This is a genomic window from Pseudoduganella sp. R-34, from assembly GCF_049904655.1.
Taxonomy (GTDB): Bacteria; Pseudomonadota; Gammaproteobacteria; order Burkholderiales; family Burkholderiaceae_D; genus Rugamonas.
In genome coordinates, this window is sequence record NZ_CP184572.1 from 993,398 (window position 1) to 1,017,903 (window position 24,506).

At 64.9% G+C, this 24,506-nt stretch carries 23 protein-coding genes; 14 read left to right on the forward strand and 9 right to left on the reverse strand.

What is annotated here, in order from left to right:
- Positions 1 to 140: 140 nt before the first annotated feature.
- The 4 genes from ACN9MW_RS04680 to ACN9MW_RS04695 all read left to right on the forward strand — a co-directional run bounded on the left by ACN9MW_RS04680 (position 141) and on the right by ACN9MW_RS04695 (position 2,661).
- Positions 141 to 1,121: a lipin/Ned1/Smp2 family protein gene (locus ACN9MW_RS04680; RefSeq protein ID WP_426168003.1), complete on the forward strand. Its 981-nt coding sequence runs from the start codon at positions 141 to 143 to the stop codon at positions 1,119 to 1,121.
- A 42-nt stretch (positions 1,122 to 1,163) separates the two neighbouring features.
- Positions 1,164 to 1,541 carry a PH domain-containing protein gene (locus tag ACN9MW_RS04685; RefSeq protein ID WP_426168005.1) on the forward strand — a complete coding sequence of 126 codons (378 nt, stop codon included), beginning with the start codon at positions 1,164 to 1,166 and terminating at the stop codon, positions 1,539 to 1,541.
- On the forward strand, positions 1,538 to 1,666 hold the full coding sequence (locus tag ACN9MW_RS04690) for a hypothetical protein (RefSeq protein WP_426168007.1): 129 nt from the start codon (positions 1,538 to 1,540) through the stop codon (positions 1,664 to 1,666). Before ACN9MW_RS04685 ends, ACN9MW_RS04690 begins: the two co-directional genes overlap by 4 nt.
- A 77-nt stretch (positions 1,667 to 1,743) precedes the next feature.
- Positions 1,744 to 2,661, forward strand: coding sequence for an alpha/beta hydrolase (locus tag ACN9MW_RS04695; protein WP_426168009.1), 918 nt, complete (start codon positions 1,744 to 1,746; stop codon positions 2,659 to 2,661).
- Here the strand turns inward: ACN9MW_RS04695 and ACN9MW_RS04700 are convergent.
- Positions 2,658 to 3,410, reverse strand: a complete 753-nt coding sequence (locus tag ACN9MW_RS04700) for a substrate-binding periplasmic protein (RefSeq protein WP_426168011.1) — start codon at positions 3,408 to 3,410, stop codon at positions 2,658 to 2,660. The genes ACN9MW_RS04695 and ACN9MW_RS04700 overlap by 4 nt on opposite strands.
- Positions 3,411 to 3,625: 215 nt before the next feature.
- Between ACN9MW_RS04700 and ACN9MW_RS04705 the strand changes: the two genes are divergently transcribed.
- Both ACN9MW_RS04705 and pnuC read left to right on the forward strand, forming a co-directional pair.
- Positions 3,626 to 5,119: a tetratricopeptide repeat protein gene (locus ACN9MW_RS04705; RefSeq protein ID WP_426168013.1), complete on the forward strand. Its 1,494-nt coding sequence runs from the start codon at positions 3,626 to 3,628 to the stop codon at positions 5,117 to 5,119.
- A 9-nt stretch (positions 5,120 to 5,128) separates the two neighbouring features.
- Complete coding sequence (gene pnuC, locus ACN9MW_RS04710) at positions 5,129 to 5,704, forward strand: nicotinamide riboside transporter PnuC (RefSeq protein WP_426168015.1); 576 nt, start codon at positions 5,129 to 5,131, stop codon at positions 5,702 to 5,704.
- 6 nt (positions 5,705 to 5,710) lie between these two features.
- On the opposite strand, the gene ACN9MW_RS04715 is transcribed toward pnuC, so the two are convergent.
- From ACN9MW_RS04715 to ACN9MW_RS04730, 4 genes are read right to left on the reverse strand one after another with little or no spacing between them, the layout of a single operon-like run.
- On the reverse strand, positions 5,711 to 7,804 hold the full coding sequence (locus ACN9MW_RS04715) for a TonB-dependent receptor plug domain-containing protein (protein WP_426168017.1): 2,094 nt from the start codon (positions 7,802 to 7,804) through the stop codon (positions 5,711 to 5,713).
- Positions 7,805 to 7,814: 10 nt separating this feature from the next.
- Positions 7,815 to 8,528 (reverse strand): SIMPL domain-containing protein, encoded by a 714-nt coding sequence (locus ACN9MW_RS04720; RefSeq protein WP_426168019.1) that lies wholly within the window; start codon positions 8,526 to 8,528, stop codon positions 7,815 to 7,817.
- 12 nt (positions 8,529 to 8,540) lie between these two features.
- Entirely contained in the window at positions 8,541 to 9,788 is a 1,248-nt protein-coding gene (locus tag ACN9MW_RS04725) for a M56 family metallopeptidase (protein WP_426168021.1), read from the reverse strand.
- A complete protein-coding gene (locus ACN9MW_RS04730) occupies positions 9,781 to 10,164 on the reverse strand; it encodes a BlaI/MecI/CopY family transcriptional regulator (RefSeq protein WP_426168023.1) in 384 nt (127 codons plus the stop codon). The genes ACN9MW_RS04725 and ACN9MW_RS04730 overlap by 8 nt, the downstream gene beginning before the upstream one ends.
- Before the next feature lie 319 nt (positions 10,165 to 10,483).
- Between ACN9MW_RS04730 and ACN9MW_RS04735 the strand changes: the two genes are divergently transcribed.
- Positions 10,484 to 13,045 (forward strand): TonB-dependent receptor plug domain-containing protein, encoded by a 2,562-nt coding sequence (locus ACN9MW_RS04735; RefSeq protein ID WP_426168025.1) that lies wholly within the window; start codon positions 10,484 to 10,486, stop codon positions 13,043 to 13,045.
- On the opposite strand, the gene ACN9MW_RS04740 is transcribed toward ACN9MW_RS04735, so the two are convergent.
- Positions 13,029 to 13,796 carry a response regulator transcription factor gene (locus ACN9MW_RS04740; protein ID WP_426168027.1) on the reverse strand — a complete coding sequence of 256 codons (768 nt, stop codon included), beginning with the start codon at positions 13,794 to 13,796 and terminating at the stop codon, positions 13,029 to 13,031. The two genes, ACN9MW_RS04735 and ACN9MW_RS04740, sit on opposite strands and share 17 nt — an antisense overlap.
- Positions 13,797 to 14,045: 249 nt before the next feature.
- Between ACN9MW_RS04740 and ACN9MW_RS04745 the strand changes: the two genes are divergently transcribed.
- A complete protein-coding gene (locus ACN9MW_RS04745) occupies positions 14,046 to 14,543 on the forward strand; it encodes a winged helix-turn-helix transcriptional regulator (protein ID WP_057264480.1) in 498 nt (165 codons plus the stop codon).
- Here ACN9MW_RS04745 and ACN9MW_RS04750 read toward each other — a convergent pair.
- From ACN9MW_RS04750 to ACN9MW_RS04760, 3 genes are read right to left on the reverse strand one after another with little or no spacing between them, the layout of a single operon-like run.
- Positions 14,536 to 15,330: an anti-sigma factor family protein gene (locus ACN9MW_RS04750; protein WP_426168030.1), complete on the reverse strand. Its 795-nt coding sequence runs from the start codon at positions 15,328 to 15,330 to the stop codon at positions 14,536 to 14,538. The two genes, ACN9MW_RS04745 and ACN9MW_RS04750, sit on opposite strands and share 8 nt — an antisense overlap.
- Positions 15,327 to 15,824, reverse strand: coding sequence for an RNA polymerase sigma factor (locus tag ACN9MW_RS04755; RefSeq protein ID WP_426168032.1), 498 nt, complete (start codon positions 15,822 to 15,824; stop codon positions 15,327 to 15,329). Before ACN9MW_RS04755 ends, ACN9MW_RS04750 begins: the two co-directional genes overlap by 4 nt.
- A gap of 4 nt (positions 15,825 to 15,828) precedes the next feature.
- Positions 15,829 to 16,185 carry a COG4315 family predicted lipoprotein gene (locus ACN9MW_RS04760; RefSeq protein ID WP_426168034.1) on the reverse strand — a complete coding sequence of 119 codons (357 nt, stop codon included), beginning with the start codon at positions 16,183 to 16,185 and terminating at the stop codon, positions 15,829 to 15,831.
- Positions 16,186 to 16,288: 103 nt separating this feature from the next.
- Here ACN9MW_RS04760 and ACN9MW_RS04765 point away from each other — a divergent pair, with 103 nt between their 5' ends.
- The 6 genes from ACN9MW_RS04765 to ACN9MW_RS04790 all read left to right on the forward strand — a co-directional run bounded on the left by ACN9MW_RS04765 (position 16,289) and on the right by ACN9MW_RS04790 (position 24,505).
- Positions 16,289 to 16,945 (forward strand): DUF4142 domain-containing protein, encoded by a 657-nt coding sequence (locus tag ACN9MW_RS04765; protein ID WP_426168036.1) that lies wholly within the window; start codon positions 16,289 to 16,291, stop codon positions 16,943 to 16,945.
- Positions 16,946 to 17,067: 122 nt separating this feature from the next.
- A complete protein-coding gene (locus ACN9MW_RS04770; protein ID WP_426168038.1) occupies positions 17,068 to 19,767 on the forward strand; it encodes a diguanylate cyclase in 2,700 nt (899 codons plus the stop codon).
- A complete protein-coding gene (locus ACN9MW_RS04775) occupies positions 19,764 to 20,342 on the forward strand; it encodes a DNA-3-methyladenine glycosylase I (protein ID WP_426168040.1) in 579 nt (192 codons plus the stop codon). Before ACN9MW_RS04770 ends, ACN9MW_RS04775 begins: the two co-directional genes overlap by 4 nt.
- Positions 20,296 to 22,053 (forward strand): FAD-dependent 5-carboxymethylaminomethyl-2-thiouridine(34) oxidoreductase MnmC, encoded by a 1,758-nt coding sequence (gene mnmC / locus ACN9MW_RS04780; protein WP_426168042.1) that lies wholly within the window; start codon positions 20,296 to 20,298, stop codon positions 22,051 to 22,053. The genes ACN9MW_RS04775 and mnmC overlap by 47 nt, the downstream gene beginning before the upstream one ends.
- Before the next feature lie 29 nt (positions 22,054 to 22,082).
- Complete coding sequence (locus ACN9MW_RS04785; protein WP_426168044.1) at positions 22,083 to 22,784, forward strand: sensor histidine kinase; 702 nt, start codon at positions 22,083 to 22,085, stop codon at positions 22,782 to 22,784.
- Positions 22,781 to 24,505: a response regulator gene (locus ACN9MW_RS04790; protein WP_426168046.1), complete on the forward strand. Its 1,725-nt coding sequence runs from the start codon at positions 22,781 to 22,783 to the stop codon at positions 24,503 to 24,505. The genes ACN9MW_RS04785 and ACN9MW_RS04790 overlap by 4 nt, the downstream gene beginning before the upstream one ends.
- Position 24,506: the final 1 nt, after the last annotated feature.

The window sequence follows — 24,506 nt, forward strand, 5'->3', positions numbered from 1 at the left end:
GAGTCCTGAACCGGAAAACTTACCCCAGGAAGGGCGTGCGCACGATGGAGGGCAGCCTCTAGGATTTTGGCTCGTGCGGTCATTTACTTGTAGCAGAGTCCTGCTAGTTTGGCCGGCACACCCATTCATAGGAGGAACAGATGCTGAAAACCGTTAGCTGCGCGGTCGTGGCCGCGTGCGCCTTTTCCGTCTTGCCGGCCTTGGCGGCTTGCCCTGACTACGTGACGGCGGCCAATCCGCCTGCACTGTCGGGCCCTGCGCGCAAGGGCTTTGCCAACTTCGGCAACACCATCCTGGCCGGCCTGTACAAGCCCTGGCATATGGCGCACGACGTCATTGTGAAGGCGGGGCAGCCCGCGACCATCACCGGCAAGTTCGATTACGATGCGGTCCTGCACAAGGACCTGGAAGGCGAACGGGTGCATGCCTACCTGTATGGCACCGGCATGCAGCAGTGGCAGTATCTCGGCAGCTTTATTACCGACAGCGACGGCAAGGCCAGCGTGCCCCTTGGCGTGCGCCCGGTCGGCGACTATGTGGTGCGCTTCGTGGTGGAGGGAGACCTGAGCAGCACCAACGGCTACCTGAGCGTGGTCGATCCAAGCCGTGACGCGGTGCTGTTCGACATCGACGGCACCCTGACCATCAACGATTTCGAAGCCTATGCCGATTACGTCGGCGTCAAGACTGCAACGGCGTATTCCTACGCGCCGCAGGTCGTGAATGCCTACCGCCAGAAAGGCTACCAGGTCATTTTCCTGACCGGACGGCCTTACTGGGTAACGAAGGATGGCCTGGAATGGCTGAAGATCCAGAACATGGGGCAATGGCACTACCACTCAAATCCCTACGGCGGCGGCCCCATTCCTCCGGACACGCAACAGTTCAAGACCGAGTATGTGCGATACCTGCGCAACACCGTTGGCCTGAATATCGTGCGCGCCTACGGCAACGCCACGACCGATATTGCGGCCTATGCCGACGGCGGCATACCGAAGGCGCAGACCTATATCATCGGCCCGAATGCAGGCGCGTCCGGCACGCAGCCGATCCAGGGCGATTACACCGCCCATTACAGCTTCGTGGTGGAACCTACGCCGGTGGCGAGCTGCCGCCTGTAACGTGGTAGATTCCCACTTTGAACACTGAGAAGGAGGTTTGAAGTGGGAATCCTTGACGGCATGCTGGGTAACGCGTCCAAGATCGACATCGCGGACTTGCGGGAAGACTTTGCGAAAGTCCTTGCACCGAATGAGCGAGTGGAGCATGCTTACCAGCTGATACGCGACTATTTCGTGTTTACCGACAAGCGCCTGGTGGTAGTGAACATCCAGGGTGTCACGGGCAGCAAGAAGGAGTATCACTCGATCCCTTACAAGAGCGTGACGCATTTCAGCATCGAGACCGGCGGCACGCTGGACCTCGACGCCGACCTGAAGATCTGGATCTCCAGCACTGCGGAACCGTTCACGCAAAAATTCAACAAGCGCCTGAGCATTTACGAAGTGCAGGCAGTCCTGGCGAGCTATGTGCTGAAATGAAGCGAATTGTCTTCGTGCTGGTGTTGGCTGCAGCCGCCTTCTATATCTGGGGCGATCCTGCGGGGCTGCTGCACCGCGTCAGCATGTGGACTTGCGACTGGCTGCGCGTCTTCAAGGTTTGCTGACGCATCCATTGTTCGCCGGCGGACGAATTGTTACGGCGAGGCGCTCGCTAGCATGATGGCTTTGAAGGGAGCCAGCCATGCCAGCCTACGAAGTCATCGACATCCCCAGCCACCAGCCAGCCCTGGTGGCGCGCGTGCGGCACACCGCCCCCGACCGTGCCAATGGCGCTCTGCCCGTACTGTTCGTGCACGGGGCTTCGTTCCCCTCGGGATTGTCTTTCGATTTCCGCATGGATGGCCAGTCGTGGATGGACTGGATGGCTGCCCGCGGCTACGACGCGTATGCGCTCGACTTTCCCGGCTACGGGCTGTCGGATCGCTATGCCGGCGCTGCTGCATCGCCGCCTGGCCGGGCGCGCGAGGTGGTGCAGGATGTGGGCAGCGCGGTGGACGCCATCCTGCGCAGGACGGGCAAGCCGCAAGTCCTGCTGGTCGGGCATTCCTGGGGCGGCTCGGTGGTGGCGCGCTACGCCCAGGACCACGCGGCCAAGGTGGCGAAGCTGGTGCTGTTCGCGGCCATCACGCCGCGCGCTGCAGCCGGCCCGGCGCCGGCGCCGGCGGCTGCAGCTGCAGCTGCCAAGCCGGTCGATGCCTACGAGGCATTGACGCCCGCCCAGCGCATCGCTGCCATGGACGGCCTGCGCCCGCCGCAGGAACCGCCACTGTTGCACGCCGATGTCTTCGCTCGCTGGGGTGCGCAATGGCTGGCGTCGGATGGGCGCCGCGATGGCGCAGTAAGCTTCCCTGCCGGTCCCAGTGCCGACCTGGCGGACTTGCATCAGGGCCGCAGCTACTACGATCCCGCGCGGCTGGCAATGCCCGTGCTGCTGGTGCGCGGCGAATGGGACGCCTGGCCCGGCGACGCGGACTACCGCACCTTGCAGGCCGCGATCAAGGGCGCGCGCTACGTAACCATCGCGCGCGGCACCCACGTGATGCACCTGGAAGCGGCACGCGTGCAGCTCTATGAAACGGTGCGCGGATTCCTGGATTAATTGATGCCGTAGCGCGCACGGATGGCAGCCAGCGCGCCGTTCTGCTCGAGCTGGGTGATCGCCTGGTTGATGCGCGCGAGTTGCGCTTGCGTGGTGCTGGCGGCATTCAGCATCAAATGCACCGGCGCGCGGTAGGGCATGTAGGGCAACTGCACGATCCGGACCTTTTGCAGGCGCGCGATGTGGCGCAGGGCGTGGGCATCGCCCATGATCAGGTCGCCGCGTCCGGCCTCGAGCATCTTGATGCCCTGTTCGAAAGTGCCGAAGGTGCTGCGCCGTCCTTCCGCGTTCAGCAGCGGCAGGGCGCGTTCGTAGTCGTCGCCGTAAAAGCCAAGGCGCGGCGCCAGCAGGCTGGCATGCTGGGTGGCGATGTCCTGGAAACTGTCGATGCGGCGCAGTTTGTCCAGCTTTTCGGGCAGCGTGAACAGGCCCACCGTCTCCTGCCGGTAGGGCAGGCTGAAACGGGCGTAGCCGCGCCGCTCCTCAGTGGCGGATGCGGCCATCAGCAGATCCAGTTTGCCTTGCTGGAACAGCACGTTGCGCCGCGCCGGCGGCATTTCCTTTTCCAGTTGCAGGGCGCAGCCGGCATGCTTGAGTATGGCCTGCAGCAATTCGAAATCGACGCCACCCAGCACTTCCTTATCATTGTGATAAAAGTAGGGCGGCCACTCTTCCGGCGCCAGGCGCAAGGTGCATGCCTCGGCCGGGCAGGCGAGCTGAATCAGGAGTGCAGCGAGCAACATCCTCATGACCGAGGGCATCCGAAAATATCCACGAGGACAGTGTTTCAGATGGCAGCGTCGCTGTAAAGAAAAAAGCTGGTGAATGTGGTGCCGGTATATTTCCCGACCGCCGGCCCCGGTAGTGGCGCCGCAGCGCCAGGTGCACGCATTTTGCTGGCCGAATGTGACCGCCGTTTGACGCCCGTTTGACGCCCGTGTGACGGCTTGGTGTAATAGCGGCCATGAAAGAAATACATGCACTGCTGCAACAAGCCGTCGCCCTGCACCAGAAGGGCGAACTGGCGCGCGCGCAAGCCATCTACGACGAGGTGCTGCGCACCCAGCCGCTCAATTTCGATGCGCTGCACCTGAGCGGGGCACTGGCGCGCCAGCAGGGCGAGCCGCAGCGCGCGCTGGACTTGATCGATGGCGCGTTGGCCATCGATACCCGCCGCGCCATCGCCCACTGCAATCGCGGCGTCGCCTTGCAGGACCTGGGCCGCTATGAAGAAGCCCTGGCCAGCTTCGAACGGGCGCTGGCATTGCAGCCGGATTACGCCATCGCCCTGAGCAACCGCGGCAACGCCCTGCGCCACCTCGGGCATCTCGATCGCGCGCTGGAAAGCTACGAGGCGGCGCTGCGCCTCTCGCCCGGCTATGCCGACGCCCTGTGCAACCGTGCGCTGGCGCTGCAAGCGCTGGCACGCCACGAGGCTGCGTTGGACGGCTTCGGCGCGGCGCTTAGGCTGCGCCAGGAATATCCGGAGGCCTTGCATGGCGCCGCCGTTTCGCTGCTGGCCCTGGGCAAGCCGGCCGATGCGCTGGAAGGCTTCGAGCGCGCACTGCACCTGCAGCCGGAGTACGCGGAAGCATGGTGTTCGCGCGGCGCCTTGCTGCTGCGCGCGCAGGATCATGAGGAAGCGCTGGCGAGCTTCCAGGATGCGCTGGCGGTGCGCCCGCGCTACGCCCGCGCCCAGCTTGGGCTGGCGAACACCCTGCGCGCCATGGGCCGCCGCGACGAAGCGGTCGAAGCCTACCAGGCAGCGCTGGCCTTTGGCGCCGATGCCGACACCGTCGGCTACATGCTGGCCATCATGGGCGCCGAGCAGGCGCCGGGAGCCTCGCCGGCCGCTTATGTGAAGGCGCTCTTCGACCAGTATGCCGGCAATTTCGACCGCCACCTGGTCGACGTGCTGCGTTACCGCACGCCGTCGCTGCTGGTGGAAGCCTTGCGCCGCCACTTGCCGCCGGGCGAGCTCGATGTGCTGGACGCCGGCTGCGGCACCGGCCTGTGCGGGCCGCTGCTGCGGCCACTGGCCTGCCTGCTGGAAGGCGTCGACCTGTCGCCGCACATGCTGGACCGCGCCCGCGATACCGGCCTGTACGACGGCTTGTACTGCGGCGAGATGGTGGGCTATTTGCGGACCCGCCCGGCCAGCGTCGACGTCATCGTCGCGGCCGACGTGTTTGTCTACCTGGGTGAGCTGAAACCGGTGTTTTCCGTGGCGCGGCTGGCGCTGCGCAGTGGCGGCCGCCTGGCCTTCTCGGTGGAGGCGCACGAAGGCGCCGAGGACTTCGTATTGCGTTCCTCCGGCCGCTATGCGCATTCGCGCCAGGGCATCGAAACGCTTGCGCGCAGCCACGGCTTTGCCATCAATGAAATCACCCCAAGCACCCTGCGCCAGGAAAGCGGCGAAGACATGCGCGGTTTGCTGGTCATATTATCGAGAGGCTGAATACATCCCATGCGCATGATCATGGCAGAGCCGCTTGAAATCGCCGCAAATGCGATCATGGCAGTCTCGATCGTCCTGGCGGGACGCAACAATGTCCATTCCTGGTGGACCGGCATTGTTGGCTGCTCGCTGTTTTCCGTGCTGTTCTACGACTCCCAACTGTATGCCGACGTGGCGCTGCAGCTGTTCTTCATCGTCACCTGCATTATCGGCTGGCGCCAGTGGCTGCGCGGCGACCATGGCCATGCGCTGCATATCCGTACCACGCGGCCTGCCGTCCTGCTGATGATGGCGCTGGCGGGCGTCGCCGCCACCGCCGCCTACGGCCTGATGCTGAAGCACTACACCAACGCTTTCGCGCCTTTTGTCGATTCGACCGTGCTGATGTTCTCTGTCATCGCGCAAGTGCTGCTGATGGGGCGCCGCATCGAGAACTGGCCGGTGTGGCTGCTGGTGAACACCATCTCGGTGCCGCTATACGCCAGCCGCGGCCTGTACCTGACGGCCGTGCTGTATGCGGCCTACTGGATCAATGCCCTGGTGGCGTGGCGGCATTGGCGCCGCGAGCGCCGGGCAGGGCGCTAGGCAGTCTCAGAACTGGCGCTCGTAGCTGGCGCGGATCCAGGCCGGATTGCCGATGGACTGCACATTCTCCTTGCGGCCGTTGGCATCCGCATACTCGCTCCCGGCAAGAGACGGCTGGCGCAGGATGCTGCCGGCGGTGATGCGCCATTGGCTGCCGGGTGCGAGGCGGTAGTTGACGTAAGCTTCCAGGTTGCGTTCAACGCCGTTATAAGCAGATTGCCATCGCGTGATCCGGACCCGGCCCGTGGCGGTGTACGACAGGTTGGCGCCGCCACCCCATGGCCCGGACCGGTAATCGGCGCCGGCGTTCGCGGTCCAGCGTGGTTGCCGGGCCAGGCGGTTATCCGGGCCCGGCACGCTGTCCACACGCGACCAATGGCGCCCGGCGGTGAGGGAGAAGCGCAGCGGCGTTGCCGGAAGCGGGCCTTTCCATTCCAGCTCCATGCTGCTGGTGCGTGCGCTGCCGAAGTTATCGGGCGAGGAAACCCAGCGCCCATTCTTCTCGGAGACTGCGTTGAAGATCACGTCGCTGATGTGCCGCGTACCGGCGGACAGGGAGAACAAGGCGCCATCCTTGCCGTAAGCTTCGAATGCGACATCCAGGCCGCGCGCCAGCTCGGGCCTGAGCTGCGGGTTGCCGCTGGCATCGGGCGCCAGTTCCGTATTGACCAGGCTAAGAAGACGGCGCGGCATTAACTGGTTGGTGGTGGGGGCCTTGTAAGTACGGGCCAGGACAAAGCGTAGCTGGCGGCGCTGCTCGCCGGGCAGCTTCCATAGCGCTTGCAGGATCGGGCTGGTGACGCCGGCGCGCACCGTCACCGCGGCAAAATCGTTGCCGCTGCTGCGTGTCTCGCTGGTCTCGCGCCGCAGGCCGCCATACAGCGACCAGCCGGAACCGAGTTCCCATTCGTCCTGCACATACGCCGCTGCATTCCGCAGGCGGGTGCGCGAGGTACGATCGAAATCGACGACGCCGGCGCCGCCTGCCGACGTCTCGTCCTGCTGCTCGCGTTCGCGCTGGTGACTGGATGACAGGTCCCAACCGAGGCTGATGGCATGGCCGCGTGCGGCCGGCAGCGACAGCTTGCCGGTCCAGCCTCCGCGCCGGCTGCTGGCGTCGACGTCGTAGCGACGGTCCAGGGTACGCTCGCCAGCGATGCGCTCAAAGCCCGAGTTGCGCTCGCGTTGCACCTGGTCGCCGCTGATGCTCAGCGTGGATTCGATGCGGCCGCCTTCACCCCATGGGCGCGACCAGTTGCCTTCCGTGCGCAGTGCCGCCGTTTCATCCTTGCGCCCATAGTCGGTGTGCACGTAGGGCAGCACGCTGCCGCCGGTCAGTTGCACTTCGCGCGCGCGGTCGGCATGAAAGCGCACCACATTGGCGAAGGTTTGCCATCCCAGCGTTTCCGTTGCAGACAGCTTCCAGTTGAAGCGGCTGTTTGCGTTGAAGAACAGGAAGCGGTTGCGGCTGCGCTCTTCTTCCTCGCGCCGGCTGGTGAGCGCGCCGGACGGACTGGTCTCCAGCACGCCGGTGTGCTCCGGCCGATGGTTGTTGCCTTGCGTGACGCTGGCATTGAAGGCATGGCTGCCTGTGTCATCCTTGTCCGCCAGGCCGAAGCCGGCGCTGCGCGATGGCAGGTGCGCCGGCAGGGTGGCGGCAGCGCGCCATTCCCGCGTTGGCTTGCTGGCGCTCCTGCGCAGCACGATATTGATGGTGCCTGCTACCGCCTGCGTGCTGTGCTCTGCCGTGGCGGAGCGTATCACTTCGATCTTGTCGATCATTTCCGGCGCCAGGTTGTCCAGTGAAAAGCCGGGGGGAGGGCGGTCGCCGTTGAGCAGGACCTGGGTGTAGCCGGCTCCGAGGCCGCGCATGCGCGGGCCGCCGTCGCTGACGGACACCCCCGGTAGCCGCTTCAGCACGTCAAGGGCATTGGCGTCGCCGAACTTGAGGATTTCCTCGCGGGTGATGATGGTGCGCGAGGCAGTGTCGCGCTCGCGCTGCATGTCGGCGCTGGCTCTTACCTGCACGACGGGCGGCGTTTCCTGGGCGTAGGCGCGTGCGAAGGCCATCGCCGCGCAGGCGATCAGTCGAATTTTCATGGCTTGTGGCTTACTTCAGGACGAAGATGGCATTCACGGTTTGTGAATAGGGGATTGAATCCGGCACGCTGTATTTGCCGGTTTGCGGCGCGGTGCCGCGCGTTTCGCGGCCGGCCTGCTGTTCCATGAAAGGTGCGCCGACCTGGGCAAGCGGGCCGCGTGCGATGGCGACCACCGGGCCAAGCTTGCGGCCGAAGGCTTTGGCCAGCGAGTTGCCCTTGTTGCGCGCGTCGTCGGCGGCGGCCGCCATCAGCTGGGTGTTGATATCGTCGCTATCGGTGCGGTCGAAGGTCGAACTGATTCCGGTGACGTGGGCCAACTCGACCAGCTTGGCGACCAGGTCCGGCCATTGCGCCAGGTCGCGCACGCGGGCGTGGAACAGGCGGCCCATCGAATAGGCTGGCGCCTGTTGCTCGTTGACCGGGACGGTTTTCTTTTCGATCTCGTAGGATTCGATGTCGGCTTGCTGCACGCCGTGATCGGCCAGCAGCTGCATCACGCTGGCGCTCAATTCCTGCAACTGGGCGGCGGTGGCTTCCGCGCTCGCATCCTGGGCCCCGGCTTCGAACTTCACTTCGCCGATGTCGGGCCGCATCCACAGTTGCGCCTTGCCGGTGGTGCTGACGAACGGATGCGAAGGGAGGGGGGAGGCGGATGCCTGCGCGCTGCAGGCGGCGGAAACCAGGCCCAGAACCAGTGCCGCGATGCTGGTACTCAATCTCATCAGCTGTGTTCCTTATTCGAGGGTCCAAACGTACTGCATCTGCTGCCAGGTGGCGACGGGTTTGCCGCGCACCCTGGCGGGTTTGAAATGGCATTTGCCGATGCCGGTTCGCGCTGCCGTGTCCAGGCCCGGGTGGCCGCTGGACCTGACCACGCGCGAGCCGGCGACGTTGCCGCGTTCGTCGATGTTGAACGACAGCGTCACGGTGCCGGTATGCTCGGCTTGCAGGTCCTCGCTGGGCCACAGCGGCTTGGCGCAGGACTTGAAGTCGACCACGGCCGGCGTGCGCGCTGCCGGGACGGTGGCGGCGTCGACGCGGGCATTCGCGTAGCCGGCCAGGCAGGCGGCGGCGACGCCCAGCGCAGCCACAGCGGCCTTCCAGTTGCTGCGCTGCTCTTGCGGCACCATCAGGTGGCGGATGCGCTGCATCAGGTCGCCCCCATCGGCGGCCAGCGCCACGCGCTGCGAGGCGAACTGCATTTTCTCCAGCTCGGACAAGGCGAGTGCCAGGCGGCGCGGTTCGCCAGTCAACCGTGCGGCGATGCTGTCGGCCACCAGTTCGCGTTCATGGCGGATGCGGCGCGACAGCCACCATACGGCAGGGTGGTAGAACAGCAGGGTCTCGACCACGTTCTGCATCAGGTTGACCAGGAAGTCATGGCGTCGCACATGGGCCAACTCGTGCGCCAGCAAGGCTTCCAGCAATTCCGGCGGCATGCGCGCCAGCAGCGCGGCCGGGACCAGCACGACCGGACGCCACCAGCCCGCGGTGATCGGGCTGGCCAGCGTTTCAACGATGCGCAGGCCGACCTGGCGGCGAATGCCAAGGCGGGCTGCGAGACTCGAAAGGCGCTGCTGCCAATGGCCGTTGCGGCCGCCGGTGCGGCGGGCGCGGGCTATCCAGGCCAGGCCGAAGGCGCTGCGCAGCGCCAGGGCGCCGACGCAGGCCAGCCAGGCGGCGACCAGCATCGGCAAGTGCCTGTCGATGCTGGCCAGCAGTTCGCTTTGCCCGAGCGTGGCCGCGCTGCCAGACAGTACCAGGGCTTGCAGGGAGCGCGGCGTGGCCTGCAGCGCACTGGCGAATTCGCCGGCCGGCCACAGCAGGCAGGCCAGCATGGCCATGCAGGCGACCGCGTAGCGCGCGCCGGGGCGGGCGCCGCGCATCAGCCAGAGCAGGGCGGCCGCAGCGAGGCCGACCAGTGCACCTTGCCAGACAAAGTGGAGCAGGGCCCAGCCGGCCGCGTGGATGATGTCATTCATTCGGCTTGTCCTCCTGCTTCAGCAGCGCTTCGATTTCCTCGCGTTCCTTCTTCGAGATGCCGCTGCGCAGAGCCGCCAGCACCAGCGCCTTGGCGGAACCGGCGAAGGCGCGCTGCAGCAGGTCCTGCAGCATATTGCCCTGCATCGCCTCGCGCGCCACGGCGGCGGCATAGATATGGGAGCGCTGGCTCTCGTCGCGGATCAACAGGCCCTTGCCATGCATGATCTGCATCAGGCGCAGCACGGCGCCGTAGGCCAGGTCAGGCTTCTCGCCCAGCATGGCTTCGTGCACCTGCTTGGCGGTGGCGGGGCCCAGCGGCCAGATCGCCTGCAGCAATTCCAGCTCGGCGGGAGTGGGTTTCGGAATGGTAGCCATGTTTATTTCCTTCTAAGGTTTTGACTAGAATAGCCTGTCTAGACAGAGTTGTATACTTTGCCGTTTTCCTTGTGGCGAAATGTAGACAATGCTGTCTATATATTCAAATTGCATATAAGTCTGAGATTTAATTAGTTTCAGAAATGAAGGGTCGACGTTATAGTTGCCGCATGAATACGCAAGCTGTCCTCCGCCGCCACACCATCTACATGCTCTGCATGGCGCAGTGCATGTGCCGCTGCTAAGCACCCCATCCCCCTAGTTTTGCCCGACCTGCCAATCCGGCCGGCGCGGGCCTCGTACACCCAAAAGGAAGACCATGATCAAGCCACTGAGCATTACGCTGGCCATTGCCGCCGCATTCCCGCAACTCGCTTACGCCGAGGAAGAACTGGCGCGCGTCGTCGTGACAGGTTCGAATATCCGCACCTCGCAAAAGGAAGGCGCCAGCGCCGTGCAGGTGCTGACCGCCAAGGAGCTTGCCGCCACCGGCAAGGCCACCGTGGCCGATATCCTGCGTACCATTTCCGCCAACAGCGGCAACAGCTATAACGAGCAGTACACCGGCAGCTTTTCGGCCGGCACGGCGGGCCTGTCGCTGCGCGGCCTGGGCCAGAAGAACACCCTGATCCTGGTGAACGGCAAGCGGGTGTCGTCCTACGCCACGGCGCAAGACCTGCAGGAAGTCTTCGTCGACCTGAATTCGCTGCCGATGGCCGCCGTGCAGCGCATCGAAGTGCTGAAGGATGGCGCCTCGTCCGTCTACGGTTCGGATGCGGTGGCGGGCGTGGTCAACATCATCCTGTACAAGGAATTCAAGGGCACGGAGGTGAGCGCGCAAGTGGGTTCGTCCACCGAGGGCACCGGCCAGCTTGAACGCAGCGCGTCGCTGCAGACCGGCTTTGGCAGCCTCGATGAAAAAGGCTGGAGCGTGGTGTTCTCGCTCGATGCGCTGAAGCGCGACAAGCTGCAGCAAACCGACGTGTCCTACCTGCGCGGCAGCGACTTCCGCGGTTATGCCAACGGCACGCTGGCCTGGACCCCGACCAATTACTACGGTACTTCCGACGCGACCAAACAGCTTGGCGGCGTGCAGGGGCCGCTGCAGGTGCAGAACTACGGCGACATCACGCCGGGCAAGAGCGGCCGGGTGCTGGCGTATAACCCGGCCGAATTCCGCACCCTGATCCCGGGCGTGGAGCGCGTGCACACCTCCTTGCGCGGCACCTTGAAACTGAATGACGACACCGAAGCTTATGCAGAAGGACTGTACGGCTACTCGTGGGCGGAGCAGACCTTTGGCGCACCGCTGACCGTGGGCAGCGGCCTGCGCGCCTGGAACAATGCCAGGCAGGCGTTGGACAACATCACGGTGGCGCTGCCGGCCGGCCATCCGAACAACCCTGGCACGACCGCGTTGCCATTCACTGCCACGCTGTTCGACCTGGGGCCGCGCATGAAGCAGGACAAGGTGGACTTCTACCGCGCCCTGACCGGCATCAAGGGCAACTGGAACGGCTGGGAATACGACGCTTCCATCGCCCGCTCGGGCAGCAAGCTGAAGGAAACCGTACAGAATTTCGTCAACCGCTACGAGTTCGAAAAAGTGCTGGCGGACGGCAGCTACAACTTCGCCGACCAGTCGAAGAACAGCGAAGAGCTGCGCAATCGCTTGCGCCTGTCGACCCTGCGTCCCGCCGAATCGACGCTGACCGTGGCCGACTTCAACGCATCGAAGGAACTGCTGGAGCTGCCGGCCGGCGCGCTGGGCTTTGCTTTCGGCGCCCAGTGGCGCCAGGAAGAGATGAACTCCAATACCTCGACCGCCGTGCTGTCGGGTACGGAACTGCGCCCTGCGATCAACATCATCCAGGGCAAGCGCCAGGTGACTGCGGCCTTCGCCGAATTCAACGTGCCCGTGCTGAAAGACCTGACTGTCAACCTGGCCGGCCGTGCCGACAAATACAGCGACTTCGGCTCCGCCTTCTCGCCGAAAGCCAGCGTGCGTTACCAGGCCGCCCCCTGGCTGCTGCTGCGCGGCACCGTGTCGCGCGGCTTCCGCGCACCTTCGCTGCCGGAGATTACCAGTTCGACTTCGGTCAGCTACGGCTCCGTGATCGACAAGCGGGACCCGATTACCCCAAGCCAGGCGCGCGGCATCACCAACATCACGGTCGCCAATACCGAACTGTCGCCTGAGCGCTCGAAGAACCTGAACCTGGGCTTTGTTGTTTCGCCATCGGCCAATAGCAGCGTGGGCGTGGACTTCTACCATATCCGTACCACGGGCGTGATCGACACCGAAAGTACCGACACCATCCTGGCCAACGAAAGCACCCATCCTGAGAAAGTGGTGCGCGACGCCCAGGGCCGCATCCAGACCCTGTACCGCCAGTATGCCAACCAGGGTGAACGCGTGGTGAGCGGCATCGACGTCGACCTGCGCTACAAGCTGCCAAAAACCGCCTACGGCAACGTGACCCTGACTGCGCAATTGAGCCGTGTGTTCAAGTATGAACAGCCGCTGTCGAACGGCGAGCCGCTGACCAACGGCGCCGGCACCAACTACTTCGGTTCCATCCCGAAATGGCGCGGCACCACCAGCGCAGCCTGGGAACTGGGCCAGTGGACTGCCAACGCGGCATGGAATTACGTCGACGGCTACGAGCAGACCACCCGCCCCGGCGAGCGTGTCAAGCCATTCGCCACCGTGGACCTGAACCTGGGCTACAGGATCAGTGCGGCCACCAGCATGAACCTGTTGCTGGCGAATGCCTTTGACCGCAAACCTTCGTGGGACAGCTCGTTCAACTTCTTCGACTACACGCAAGGCGACCCGCGCGGCCGCTTCGCCTCAGTCAAGCTCAATCACAAGTTTTGATGATCGAGGCGCGGTAGCTGCTGGGCGTGGTGCCCATCCGCTCGCGGAAGGCGGTTGCGAAATTGCCGGCATTGGCAAACCCGAGCAGCAGCGCAATGTCCTGCACGTCCATGTCGGTATCGCGCAGCAGGTGCATGCCGCGCTGGATGCGCGCTTCGCGGATGTAGGCGAACACGGTCATGCCGGTGTGGGTGCGAAACAGCTGGTTCAGTTTTTCGCGGTAGGTGCCCACGCTGGCGGCGATTTCCGCCAGGCCGGGCAGGGCTGCCAGGTTGTCGTAGATCAGGCGCTTGGCGGCGTTGACGATCACCGAGTCGGTGTCAATCGGCCCTGCTTCGCTGGCCTCGACCGGGGGCCGTTTCATCAGGTTCAGGTGCACATGGATGCGCGCCGCCAGTTCACCGGGCGTAAACGGCTTGCTGACAAAGTCCACCCCGCCAAGCTGAAGGCCCATGATGCGGTCTTCCACCGCCTCGGTGCCGCTCAGGAAAATGATCGGGATATCGCGCGTTGCCGGGTTGGCCTTTAACAGTCGGCAACAGGTGTAGCCGTCCATATTCGGCATCCGCACGTCCAGCAGGATCAGGTCGGGCCTGCCGGACAGGGCCAGCTGGTAGCCCTGCTCGCCATTGAAGGCCACCGACACCCGGTAGGGCATTTCGCTTAACAAGTCGACGAGCATGCGTTGTTCGAACGCGGAATCATCCACGATCAAAATATTTCGCACTTGTGCATCGCTGGTCAGGTACATGGTCGCTCAGGGTGGGGCCGTGTTGCTTATTATGCCCATGTTTGAAAAAATGTTGCGCATTTCACATTGAGCAAAGGCATTCTCTCCTCTGGCAAAAGTAAAGTGCGCCGCAACAACGCCGAATGGAAAGAAGATAGCTACGTTCCTTGCAAGAGTGATTTTTGGTGAGTCTTTTAGGGGTGTTTTCGCGGTTCAATTGAGTCTGAAGCATTCAACTGGTTAAATTAAACCAACTGACTAGGAGGCAACATGAAACATACCGACTTTGGCCAAATGCCCTGCCCGATCGCGCGTAGCCTCGGCAAGGTAGGCGAGTGGTGGAGCATCTTGATTCTGCGCGATGCGTTTTACGGCCTGACCCGCTTCGATGAATTCGAGAAGAGCCTGAAGATTGCGCCGAACATGCTGACCCGTCGCCTGGCCGGCCTGGTCGAGGGCGGCCTGATGGAGCGCCGCCAGTACAGCACCCGCCCGCCGCGCTATGAGTACATCCTGACCAAGGCAGGCCGCGACTTCAAACCTGTGCTGCTGGCCTTCATCGCCTGGGGTAACGAGCACCTGTCGCCGGAAGGCGCCAGCTTGCTGGTGGTGAGCCGCGAAACCGGCAAGCCGGCCGACCAGGTGCTGGTCGATGCCAACAGCGGCCTGGCCATCAATGACGAGGACTACATGTTCGCGCCAGGGCCTGCGGCGCCGGAAGTGATGCGTAACCGTATCACCGAAGCCGGCCGCCGCATGCCTAATTAGGCTGCAGCTGTTCGTAGACCGCGTTCGCGACCTGCGACAGCTCTTTCTTCCCGACGGCAGCCGACAGCGCATAGCCGAAGCTGCCGTCGATCCAGTAAAACACTCCCACGTTGCCTTCCTGCGCGAACCGGAATCCCGTGTCGCGGTTTTGCTGTTGGCCGGAACTGACGTAGAGCGTGAGGCGCTGGCCGCCGGCATCGGCGTACATGAATTGGGCAACCGGGCCCGTGCCGCCGGGCAGCAGCCTTCCTCCCACCAGCTCATAACCCTGCTGCGCCAGTTGCGGCGGACGCAGTTGCTTGCCCAGGCGTTTCGACAGCCAGGCCACCAGGTGCTGCTGCTGGTCGGCGCCGACTTCGACCGGGTGTTTGACTTCAGGCGAGTAGACGGCGTGGGCGATGGCGGCTTCGCGCGGCAAGGCCGCCATGGCCTGGGCCGGGGCGCTGGCCTGAGTTCCTGCGCCGCGCAGTGTCCAGCCGGCCGCGCCGCCGATCATGCCGGCGCCGACCGCCACCGCCAGCATGGCGGCCATGCGGCGCCAGGCTGGCATGGCCCAAGCAGGACCGTTGGCCGGGCCGGGCCGGCCAGGCGCCGCCGGGTGCAGCGCTTGCGGAACATCGGCGTCCAGCATGTCGTCGAACAGCGCGTGCAGGGCGGCATTCTGCTCGCGGTAGGCTTGCAGCCGGCCGGCTTCGGCGGGATGGTCGGCCAGGTAGCGATCGACCGCCGCTTGCCGATCCGGCGGCAGGCGGTCATCAACCCAGGCTTGCAATTCGGCTTCGTTCATTTCACAACCTTCAAATTGACGGCCGGCGGCTGCCCCGTCATCAGCCGGCGCAGGTTCTCGCGCGCGCGGCTCAGGCGCGACATCACCGTGCCAAGCGGGATATCGAGCGTGGCGGCCACTTCTTCATAACGCATTTCTTCCAGCGCTACCAGCAGCAGGACCTCGCGCTGGGCAGGCGGCAGCTGCTGCAAGGCGCGCTCCAGGTCGCGCAAGTCGAGTCCCGCCGTGGGCGGCGCGGCCGGCAGGTCCGCGTCATCAAGCTCCACGGCCGGCGGCGGCGAGCGCCGCACCTGGTCCACGTGCAGGTTGTGCATGATGCCGAACAACCAGGCGCGCAAGTCACCATCCGGGCGCCACTGGGCGATGCGCTCCCAGCCGCGTTCCACGGTGTCCTGCACCAAGTCGTCCGCGCGGGCGCTATCGCCGGTCAGCGCCCGCGCATAGCGGCGCAGGCGCGGCAGGCAGGCCAGCAAGCGTTCATGCATTTCCTGCATGCGCTCAATCCTTGACGACGTGCCAGATATCCTTGACGTTGTCGCCTGCGCGGTCGCCGGCTTTCTTGTCGCCGGCGAACAGGTAAAGCGGCTTGCCCTTGTAGGCCAGCTGCTTGCTGCCGTCGTCGCGGGTGATGGCCGACCACGGCGCAGACAGTTCGCCGCTGGCGGCCACGGCAGGCCAGTTTTTCAGGCAGCCATCGACGCAGGCGCTCTTGCCGCTGCCGGCAACGTCCTTGTCGAAGGTGTAGACGGTCATGCCGGCGGCATCGACGTACACGCCGTCAGCTTTTTTCAGCGGTTCGGCGGCAACGGCGGCAGTGCTCAGCAGGGCAGCCAGGGTCAGTACGATAGCTTTCATTTTGTCCTCCGTGAGTGATGAGTATTGCGTATACGTAGCGTGTGGCCAGCTTATTCCATCCTGCCTAAAATATTTTCCTGCCTATTCAGTCACGGAGGATGCGATGAACAATTTCATGCGTGTAGCTGTGTTGTCGGCCCTGCTCGGCGTCGGAAGCGCCTGGGCGGAAGGCCTGGCCAAAGCGGACCAGAAGATGCTGACCGACCTGGCCCTGGCCAATATGGCGGAAATCGAGACAGCCAAGCTGGCCTTGCAAAAAACCCAGAGCGACCGCGTCAAGAGCTTCGCCCAGCAAATGGTCGACGACCATACCAAGGGGCTGGAAGAAGTGCGCAAAGTGGCGGCTGCGCGCAGCCTGACCCTGCCGACCGAGCTCGATGCCAAGCATAAGGCCATGGCCGCCAAGCTGGAAAAACTCTCCGGCGACAAGTTCGACCGCAGTTATATGGAGCAGGCCGGCGTGCAAGCCCACAAGGAAGCACACCAGCTGGTGAGCAAGGCGGAATCGACAGCCCAGGACAGCGAACTGAAATCGCTGGCCACGCGCTTGCAGCCAACCATCCACCAGCACCTGAACAATGCCGAGCAGCTGAATGCCGCGATCAGGGGCAGCAGCGCGACGGTGGGCAGCAGCGGCACCGAGGGCAGCAGCGGCGCGGGCACCATGCCGCAAACGGAAGCCGGTGGCCACGACCATGGCAGCACAGGCGGCAACAAGCCGGATTCCAGCACCCGCAGTACCAAGCCGGAACGGCGCTGACAGCCAGCCGCGGGCAGCCGCGGCGTCGTCAGCCCTGCAGTGCTTAAGCTACTTGAACACCAAAAAGTCCGGTCGTGCGGTATGATTCCATGCTGCAACATCTATTTCAAGGATATTAAGTAGTGGATTTGTTCGCGCTCGACGAAGAGCTGGCCCTGTGGGAAGCAGAATTGCCTTTTGCTGAGGACGAACGTCGCCTGAAATTGCTATCCCGGCTGGCTTGGCACCTGCGACAGCGCGATGGTGTGCGTTCGGCGCAACTTGTCGCCGAAGCAACTCCGCTTGCCCATCTTTTGCCGGCGGCGGAAAGGCGTGTGCTGGCAGCGCGCTGGGAACTGGTCAAGGCTGAAAACTGTTGGCTCGCGGGCGAGCTCGACGCCGCCATCGCCATTGCCGAACGCGCCATGCTGGAATTTGCCCGCCACAATGACCGGCTGGGGGCTGCCGACACCCACAGCCTGCTGGCCTGGGTCGCAGTCGACCGCGGCGACTCGGCCGGCTGCGACAACGAGCTGGCGCTGGCCATTGCAGACGCCCGCGCCTCCGGCGACGCCATGCGCATCGATGTTTTCGAGAGCCTGGCAGCGCTGTTCAGCGTGTTCCGCAATGCGCCGGCCGCCAACGAGCGCTGGAGCAAGCGCTTTGCGATCGACCTGGCAAGCCGCCATCCGGTGGTCGCGGGATCGATTTCGGATTATCTCGGCACGGCGGCATTCCAGGCGGCGGAGTTCGGCCGCGCCATCAGGCACCTGATTGCGGCGTTTGAAGCGGCCCTGGTCTCCGGCCAGGTGCGCCGCGCCGTGATCCTCGCCACCAATATCGGCAACGCCTTCACGCGCCTGAATGCGCACGACGCCGCGCTGGAATGGATGCAGCGCGGGCTGGAGCTGGCGCGGCCGACCGGCTGGCCAATGTGTATCGGCCTGAGCCAGATGCAATCGGCTGAAACGCTGCGCCACCTCGGCCAGCGGCCGGCGGCAAAAGCGCTGCTGCGCGATGCGCTGCAGATGCTGGCTCCCTTGTCCGGTTCGCGCGCCTTCGTCATGGCGCTGGAATACCAGGGCGACCTGGCGCTGGACCTTGGCGACAATGAGGCGGCGCTGGCCAGCTTCCGCGAACTGGAACTGCGTGGCCATGCCCTGGCGCAGAGCGATTTCCATAGTTGCGCGCGGCGCGGCCAGGCGCATGCGCTGGCGGGGCTGGGGAGAATGGAGGAGGCGCAGGCCGCCGCCATGTCGGCGCTGGCGCTGGCGCGCGAGCTGAACGACCCGTTCAGCCAGATCGCGGCCTTGCGCGTCCTGGCCGATATCCACGCCGGCAACGCGATGTCCGTGCTGCAGTACCTGCGCGAGGCCTTGATGATTGCCGCCACCATCGACGGCTATATCGTTCCCGGCGAACTGCTCGATGCCGTGGCGCGCGAATATGCCGCCGTTGGCGACTTCGCGCGCGCTTATGAGTTTTCGCTGCAGGCCAATGCGGCGCGCGACCGCAGCAACAGCCAGGAAGCGACCAACCGCGCGATTGCAATGCAGGTCCAGCACCAGACCGAGCGCGATCGGCAGCTTGCCGCCGCCGAGGCGCAGCGCGCGGAGGTGCTGGCCCAGACCAGCGCCACGCTGAGCCACTTGTCCGCGATTGGCCAGGAAATTACTGCGCAACTCGATGCCTCGGCTGTGTTCCGCGCGCTGGACCGGCACGTGCACGGCCTGCTTGATTCGACCCACTTCTCGATCTTCCTGCTGGAGACGGACGGCGATTTCCTGCATTGCGCGTTTGGCGTGGAAATGGGCTTGCCGCTGCCGCCGACGCGCATCGCGCTGTCCGATCCGCAATTCAACACGGCGCGCTGCGTGCGCGAGCGCGATGAAATCCTGATCGAAATCGAAGACAAGTCCGACACTCCCAACCTGATTCCCGGCACCCTGCCGACCCTCACGCTGCTGTTTGCGCCGCTGATGATCGGCGAGCGCGTGCTGGGCGTGATGACCGTGCAGTCGATGCTGCCGCGTGCTTACGGTGAGCGGGAGCGCCTGATCTTCCGCACCCTGTGCGCCTACGGCGCCATCGCGCTGGACAACGCCGCCGCGCAGGCGCAACTGCTGGAAAAGAATCTCGAACTGGAGCGGGCCTACAAGGCGCTGGAAGAGGTGAGCCTGACCGACCAGTTGACCGGCTTGCGCAATCGCCGCTTCTTCCTGCAGCACGTGGAGTCGGACGTGGCGCTCAGCCTGCGAGGCTACGACGGGCCGGCCTCGGAAGCCGATGCCGTGGCCGACCGCGACCTGGTGTTCTACATGGTGGACCTGGACCACTTCAAGGAGGTCAACGACCGTCACGGCCACGCTGCCGGCGACTCGGTGCTGGTGCAGATGAAGGACCGCCTGCGCGAGGTGTTCCGCGAGTCGGACTACCTGGTGCGCTGGGGCGGCGAAGAATTCCTGGTGCTGGCGCGCGCCACCGGCCGCAGCGGCGCGCATGTGGTGGCGGAGCGCATCCGCCAGGCAGTGTCGTCGCGTGAATTCCTCCTGCCGGATGGCACGCGGCTGGCGCGCACCTGCTCGATCGGCTTTGCCTGCTATCCCTTCCTGCCTTCGCACCCGCGCCTGATGTCCTGGTCGCAGGTGGTGGAGCTGGCAGACCTGGGGCTGTACATTTCCAAGCATTCCGGGCGCGACGCCTGGACTGCCGTGCATGCCACCGAAGCGACGCAGCCGGAAGAATTGTTTCCACGCCTGGTGCACCAGCTTGGCCAATGCATCGAGCGCGGCGAAGCGCGCATCGTGACCAGCCTTGGCGAGCGCACTATAATCACCCAATGAGCACACATCGCTGTTCCTGGGCCAATCCAAACAATCCACGCTATATCGCCTACCACGACCAGGAGTGGGGCGTCCCATGCCGCGACGAACTGCGCCTGTTCGAGATGCTGAATCTCGAAGGCGCGCAGGCGGGCCTCAGCTGGGAGACGATCCTCAACAAGCGCGACAACTATCGCGCGGCGTTCGATGGCTGGGACGCGCGCAAGATTGCCGCCTATGACGAGGCGAAGGTCGCGCAGCTGCTGTCCGATCCCGGGATCGTGCGCAACCGGCTCAAGGTGAACGCCGCCATCACCAATGCGCGCGCCTACCTGCGCCTGCTGGAAGAGGGCGGCAGCCTGTCTTCGCTGCTATGGGACTATGTCGACGGCAAGCCGATCGTGAATCGCATCACAGCGCAGGGCGAGCGCCCGGCGCGCACCGAACTGTCCGACAGGATCTCCAAGGACCTCGCCAGGCGCGGTTTCAAGTTTGTCGGGTCGACGATCATTTATGCCTACATGCAGGGGATCGGGATGGTGAACGACCATGACCTCGCATGCTTCCGATACAAGGAGTGCCAGCACGGTGGCTGATTCGCGCCACGTCGTCCTCGACACCGCGTTTGGCAGCGGCGCCCAGTTCCTCGCAACCCTCGCCCGCCACCGCTCCGCGGCTGGCGGCGCCGGCGCTAGCCATCTGCATTATCTCGCGATCATGCCCTCCGTTCCCGGCTTGTCCACGCTTGCCGCGCTGGCGCAGGCCGTGCCCGCCCTGGCGGCGCAGTGGCCGGTCGACGTCCCCGGCCTGCACCGCCTGCACCTGCCTGCGGAACGCCTGACGCTCGACCTGCTCGCCGGTCCTGCCGAAGCCTGGCTGCCCGAAATCGTGGCCCGTGTCGACGAGTTCATTATCGACCGGCCGCTGGAGCACATCCGCGCCCTGCAATGCCTCGCAGCGCCCGCATCCACGCTGCGCATCCGCCGGCCCGATGAACATGCGCTGCGCTCCCTGCGCGCCGCCGGCTTCACCGTCACCGGCGAACCTGAAGGCGAGTGGCAACATGCCGCCTACACCAGCCGCAAGCCCCAGCCGCCGCGCGCGCCCTCGCCCGAGCGCCGCGCCATCGTCATCGGTGCAGGCGTGGCAGGCAGCGCCGCCTGCGAACGCCTGGCAGCCCGCGGCTGGCAGCTTACCCTGATCGAACGCCACGGCGCCCCTGCGCAGGAAGCTTCCGGCAACCGCGCCGGCATCTTCATGCCTCTGCTGTCGAAAGACGACAATATTCCGACCCGCCTGGCGCGCGCGGCGTACCTGTACGCGCAGCGCGCCTGGCAGCACCTGGGCGGTCTCGATCCGCACGCACCCGGTCCCGATGCGGAAGCCGGCGCAATCCGCGGCAACCGGTGCGGCGTGCTGCAACTGGCACGCGATGCCGAGCACGCCCGGTTGCAAAAGGACGTCGTCGACACCTGGCGCTACCCCGAGCGGTACGTGCGCTGGCTCGACGCCGTCCAGGCCAGCGCCATGCTGGGCGCGCCGACTCCTTACGGCGCCTGGCACTTCCCCGAAGGCGGCTGGGCCACGCCCGCTACCGCCTGCCGCGCCATGCTGCAAGCCTGCGGCGACAAGCTGCGCCGCGTCTTCCATAGCGAAGCCCTGCACATCGAGCGCGTGCAAGATGAATGGCGCGTATGCGACGCCTGGGGCCGACTGCTCGCCGCGGCCCCGACGGTCGTGCTGGCAAACGGCGCCGGCGCGACTGCGCTCGAGCAGGCCCGCGCGCTGCCGCTCTACACCATGCGCGGCCAGGTCACCCACCTGGAAGAAGGCAGCTTTCCCAGCCTCAAGCTGGTGGTCTGCCGCGAAGCCTATATGACGCCGCCGGTGGACGGCATCGTTTGCGTCGGCGCCACCTACGACAAGTCCAGCGAGCGCCAGCTGTGGCAATCCAGCCAGGATGAAAACCTGCTGCGCGCGGAAGAAATCCTCGGCAGCCCGCACGGTGCAGGCGCCCCGCTGCAAGGCCGGGTAGGATTCCGCACCATGGCCCCGGACCGCCTGCCGCTGGTGGGCCCGCTGCCAGACAGCGCCGGCGAGGCCCGCACCGAACGCCTGCGCGACCTGCCGCGCCACGCGGGCCTCCATGCCTTGCTCGGCTACGCCAGCCGGGGCTTGATCTGGGCCCCGCTTGCAGCGGAAATCCTGGCCTGTCAACTGGAAGACGAACCCCTTCCCATCGAAGCAACACTGGCCGCCGCACTGGACCCCGGACGCTTCCTGCTCAAGCAGCGCCGCAAGCTATAATGGCCTCCTATCCAATGGCTGGAGAATCCATGGAAGACCGCGCCGGCTCGCCAGAGCTGTTCATGTTCCTCGCCTCCACGGTGCACGACATGAAGAATTCCATCAGCGTCCTGACCGGCACGCTGGAGAACCTGCTTGTGCAGGCAGGAGATTCCGCGCAAGACAATCCAGCCTATCCGCAGATGGCGCAAATGCTGTACCAATCCAAGCGCCTGAACGACCACCTGATCCAGCTACTAGCGCTCTACAAGGAAGTCGGCCGCCCCAATTATCCTTTCGATCCGGCCCCGGTGCAGGTCAGTGAGCTGGTCGACCAGCTGGTGGCCCAGCAGCGCGTGCTGCTGCAATCGAAGGGCATCCAGCTCGACACCGAATCCCCGCCCGGCCTGATCTGGACCCTGGACGAAGACCTGGTGCTAGGCCTGCTGGCGCACGCAATCAACAACGCCGTGCGCTATACGCGCGACCGCATCGCCCTCACCATCCGCGAAGACGATGGCTTCATGGAGGTGCGGGTGGAAGACAACGGCGCCGGCTTCCCGCCCAATATGCTGGAAGCGGGCCAGGTGACAGGGCAGGGCATCAACTTCCTGGCCAACAGCAGCGGCCTTGGCCTCTATTTCGCCAGCGAAGTAGCGAAGTCCCACAAACACCGCCTGCGCCAGGGCAGCATCGCGCTGGAAAACGGCGGCGCGCTGGGCGGCGGCTGTTTCATCCTGCGCTTGCCATGAACGCCCCAGCCGTCACCACGCCCGTCGCAACGGCGCCGGAAAAAGAACCGGGCGTCAACTGGGCCGACAAGCGCTACCTGATCGTGGACGACTTTGTCGGCGTGCGCCAGTTGCTGCGCGAAGCCTTGCGCAGCCTGGGTGCGCGCCACATCGACCAGGCGTCGAGCGGCGGCGAGGCGATCGGGCTGCTGGCGCGCATCCAGTACGACGTCATCCTGTGCGATTTCAACCTCGGCGAAGGCAAGAGCGGCCAGCACGTGCTGGAAGAAGCCCGCATCCGCGGCATGCTGATGCCAAGCTGCGTGTGGCTGATGGTCTCCGCCGAGAAGAGCGTGGAGGCCGTGATGGGCGCCGCCGAGCACCAGCCGGACGCCTACCTGATCAAGCCGATCACCGAAGGCGTGCTGCTCACCCGCCTGAACCGCGCCTGGCAGAAGAAGCAGATATTCCAGGACATCGACCAGGCCTACCTTGAAAAAGACTACCTGCGCGCGGCCCGCTTGTGCGCCGAAGCGGCCGGCCGCAACAAGCTGCATGAGGTCGACCTGATGCGCATGCGCGCCACCTTGCTGCTGAAGGCCGGCGAGACCGAGCAGGCGCGCCTGGTCTACGAAAAGGTGCTGCAGGAACGCGACTTCAACTGGGCCCGCACCGGCGTCGGCAAGATCCGCATGGCCAATGGCGAGAACGAGGCCGCGCGCCAGATGTTCCAGGGCGTGATCGCCGAGAACCGTTTTTACCTGGATGCATACGACCAGCTGGCCAAGTCGCTGCAGAACATGGGCCGCATCGAGGAAAGCTGCGACGTGCTCGAGCGCGCAGCCAGGATGTCGCCCAATTCGGTGCCGCGCCAGCGTGCGCTGGGCACGACAGCGCTCAAGCTGGGGAATATCGCGCTGGCCGAACGGGCTTTCCGCAAGTGCCTGCAGATCGGCGAATACTCCATCATGAAGACGGTGGATGCCTACTTCGGCCTGGCGCGCGTGCTGGGCCAGAAGAACGACGCCAAGGAAGCCTTGCTACTGCTGGCCGCGGCCCAGCGCGACTTCTCCGGCGGCATGGTGGAGCTGCGCTCCAAGATCACGGAGGGCCTGGTGTACCACGAGAGCGGCGATTACCGGCGCGCGCGCAAGTCCGGCGACGAACTGGAAACCATGCTGAAGGAAGACAGCGAGCGGCCCGACACCGCAACCTGCCTGGAAATGGCGACCTTGCTGTTTGCCGTCGGCGTGAAGGATGCGCCGGTGGAGTTGCTGTGCTACGTGGTGCGCAACAACGACGAAAACACCGTGATCCACGATGAAGTGCAGCGCATCTTCGACAAGGCCCGCATGAGTGAAGAAGGCGCAGCCCTGATCAGCACGGCGCGCAAGGAAGCAGCGGAGATGATGAACAAGGGCGTGCTGCTATGGAAGACCAACAAGCTCGATGACGCAGTCGAATGGATGCGCGAAGCGCGCCGCGGCCTGCCGGATAATATGCGGATCCTGTTCAACTCCGCCCAGATCCTGATCTCCCACATGCAGGCCAAGAGCTATAACGACGCCCTGATGGCCGAAGCGAATGATGTCTTGATGCACGTTGACCGGATTGCGCCGGGCCAGCAGCGCTTTGCGCAGCTGATCGAGCAGTTGCAGAAGTTGATCCCCGGCCGGATGTCGGCGGAAGAAATCGAAGCCGAGCTGACGGCCGCCATGAAAGATGACCACGACAAGGAGTGAT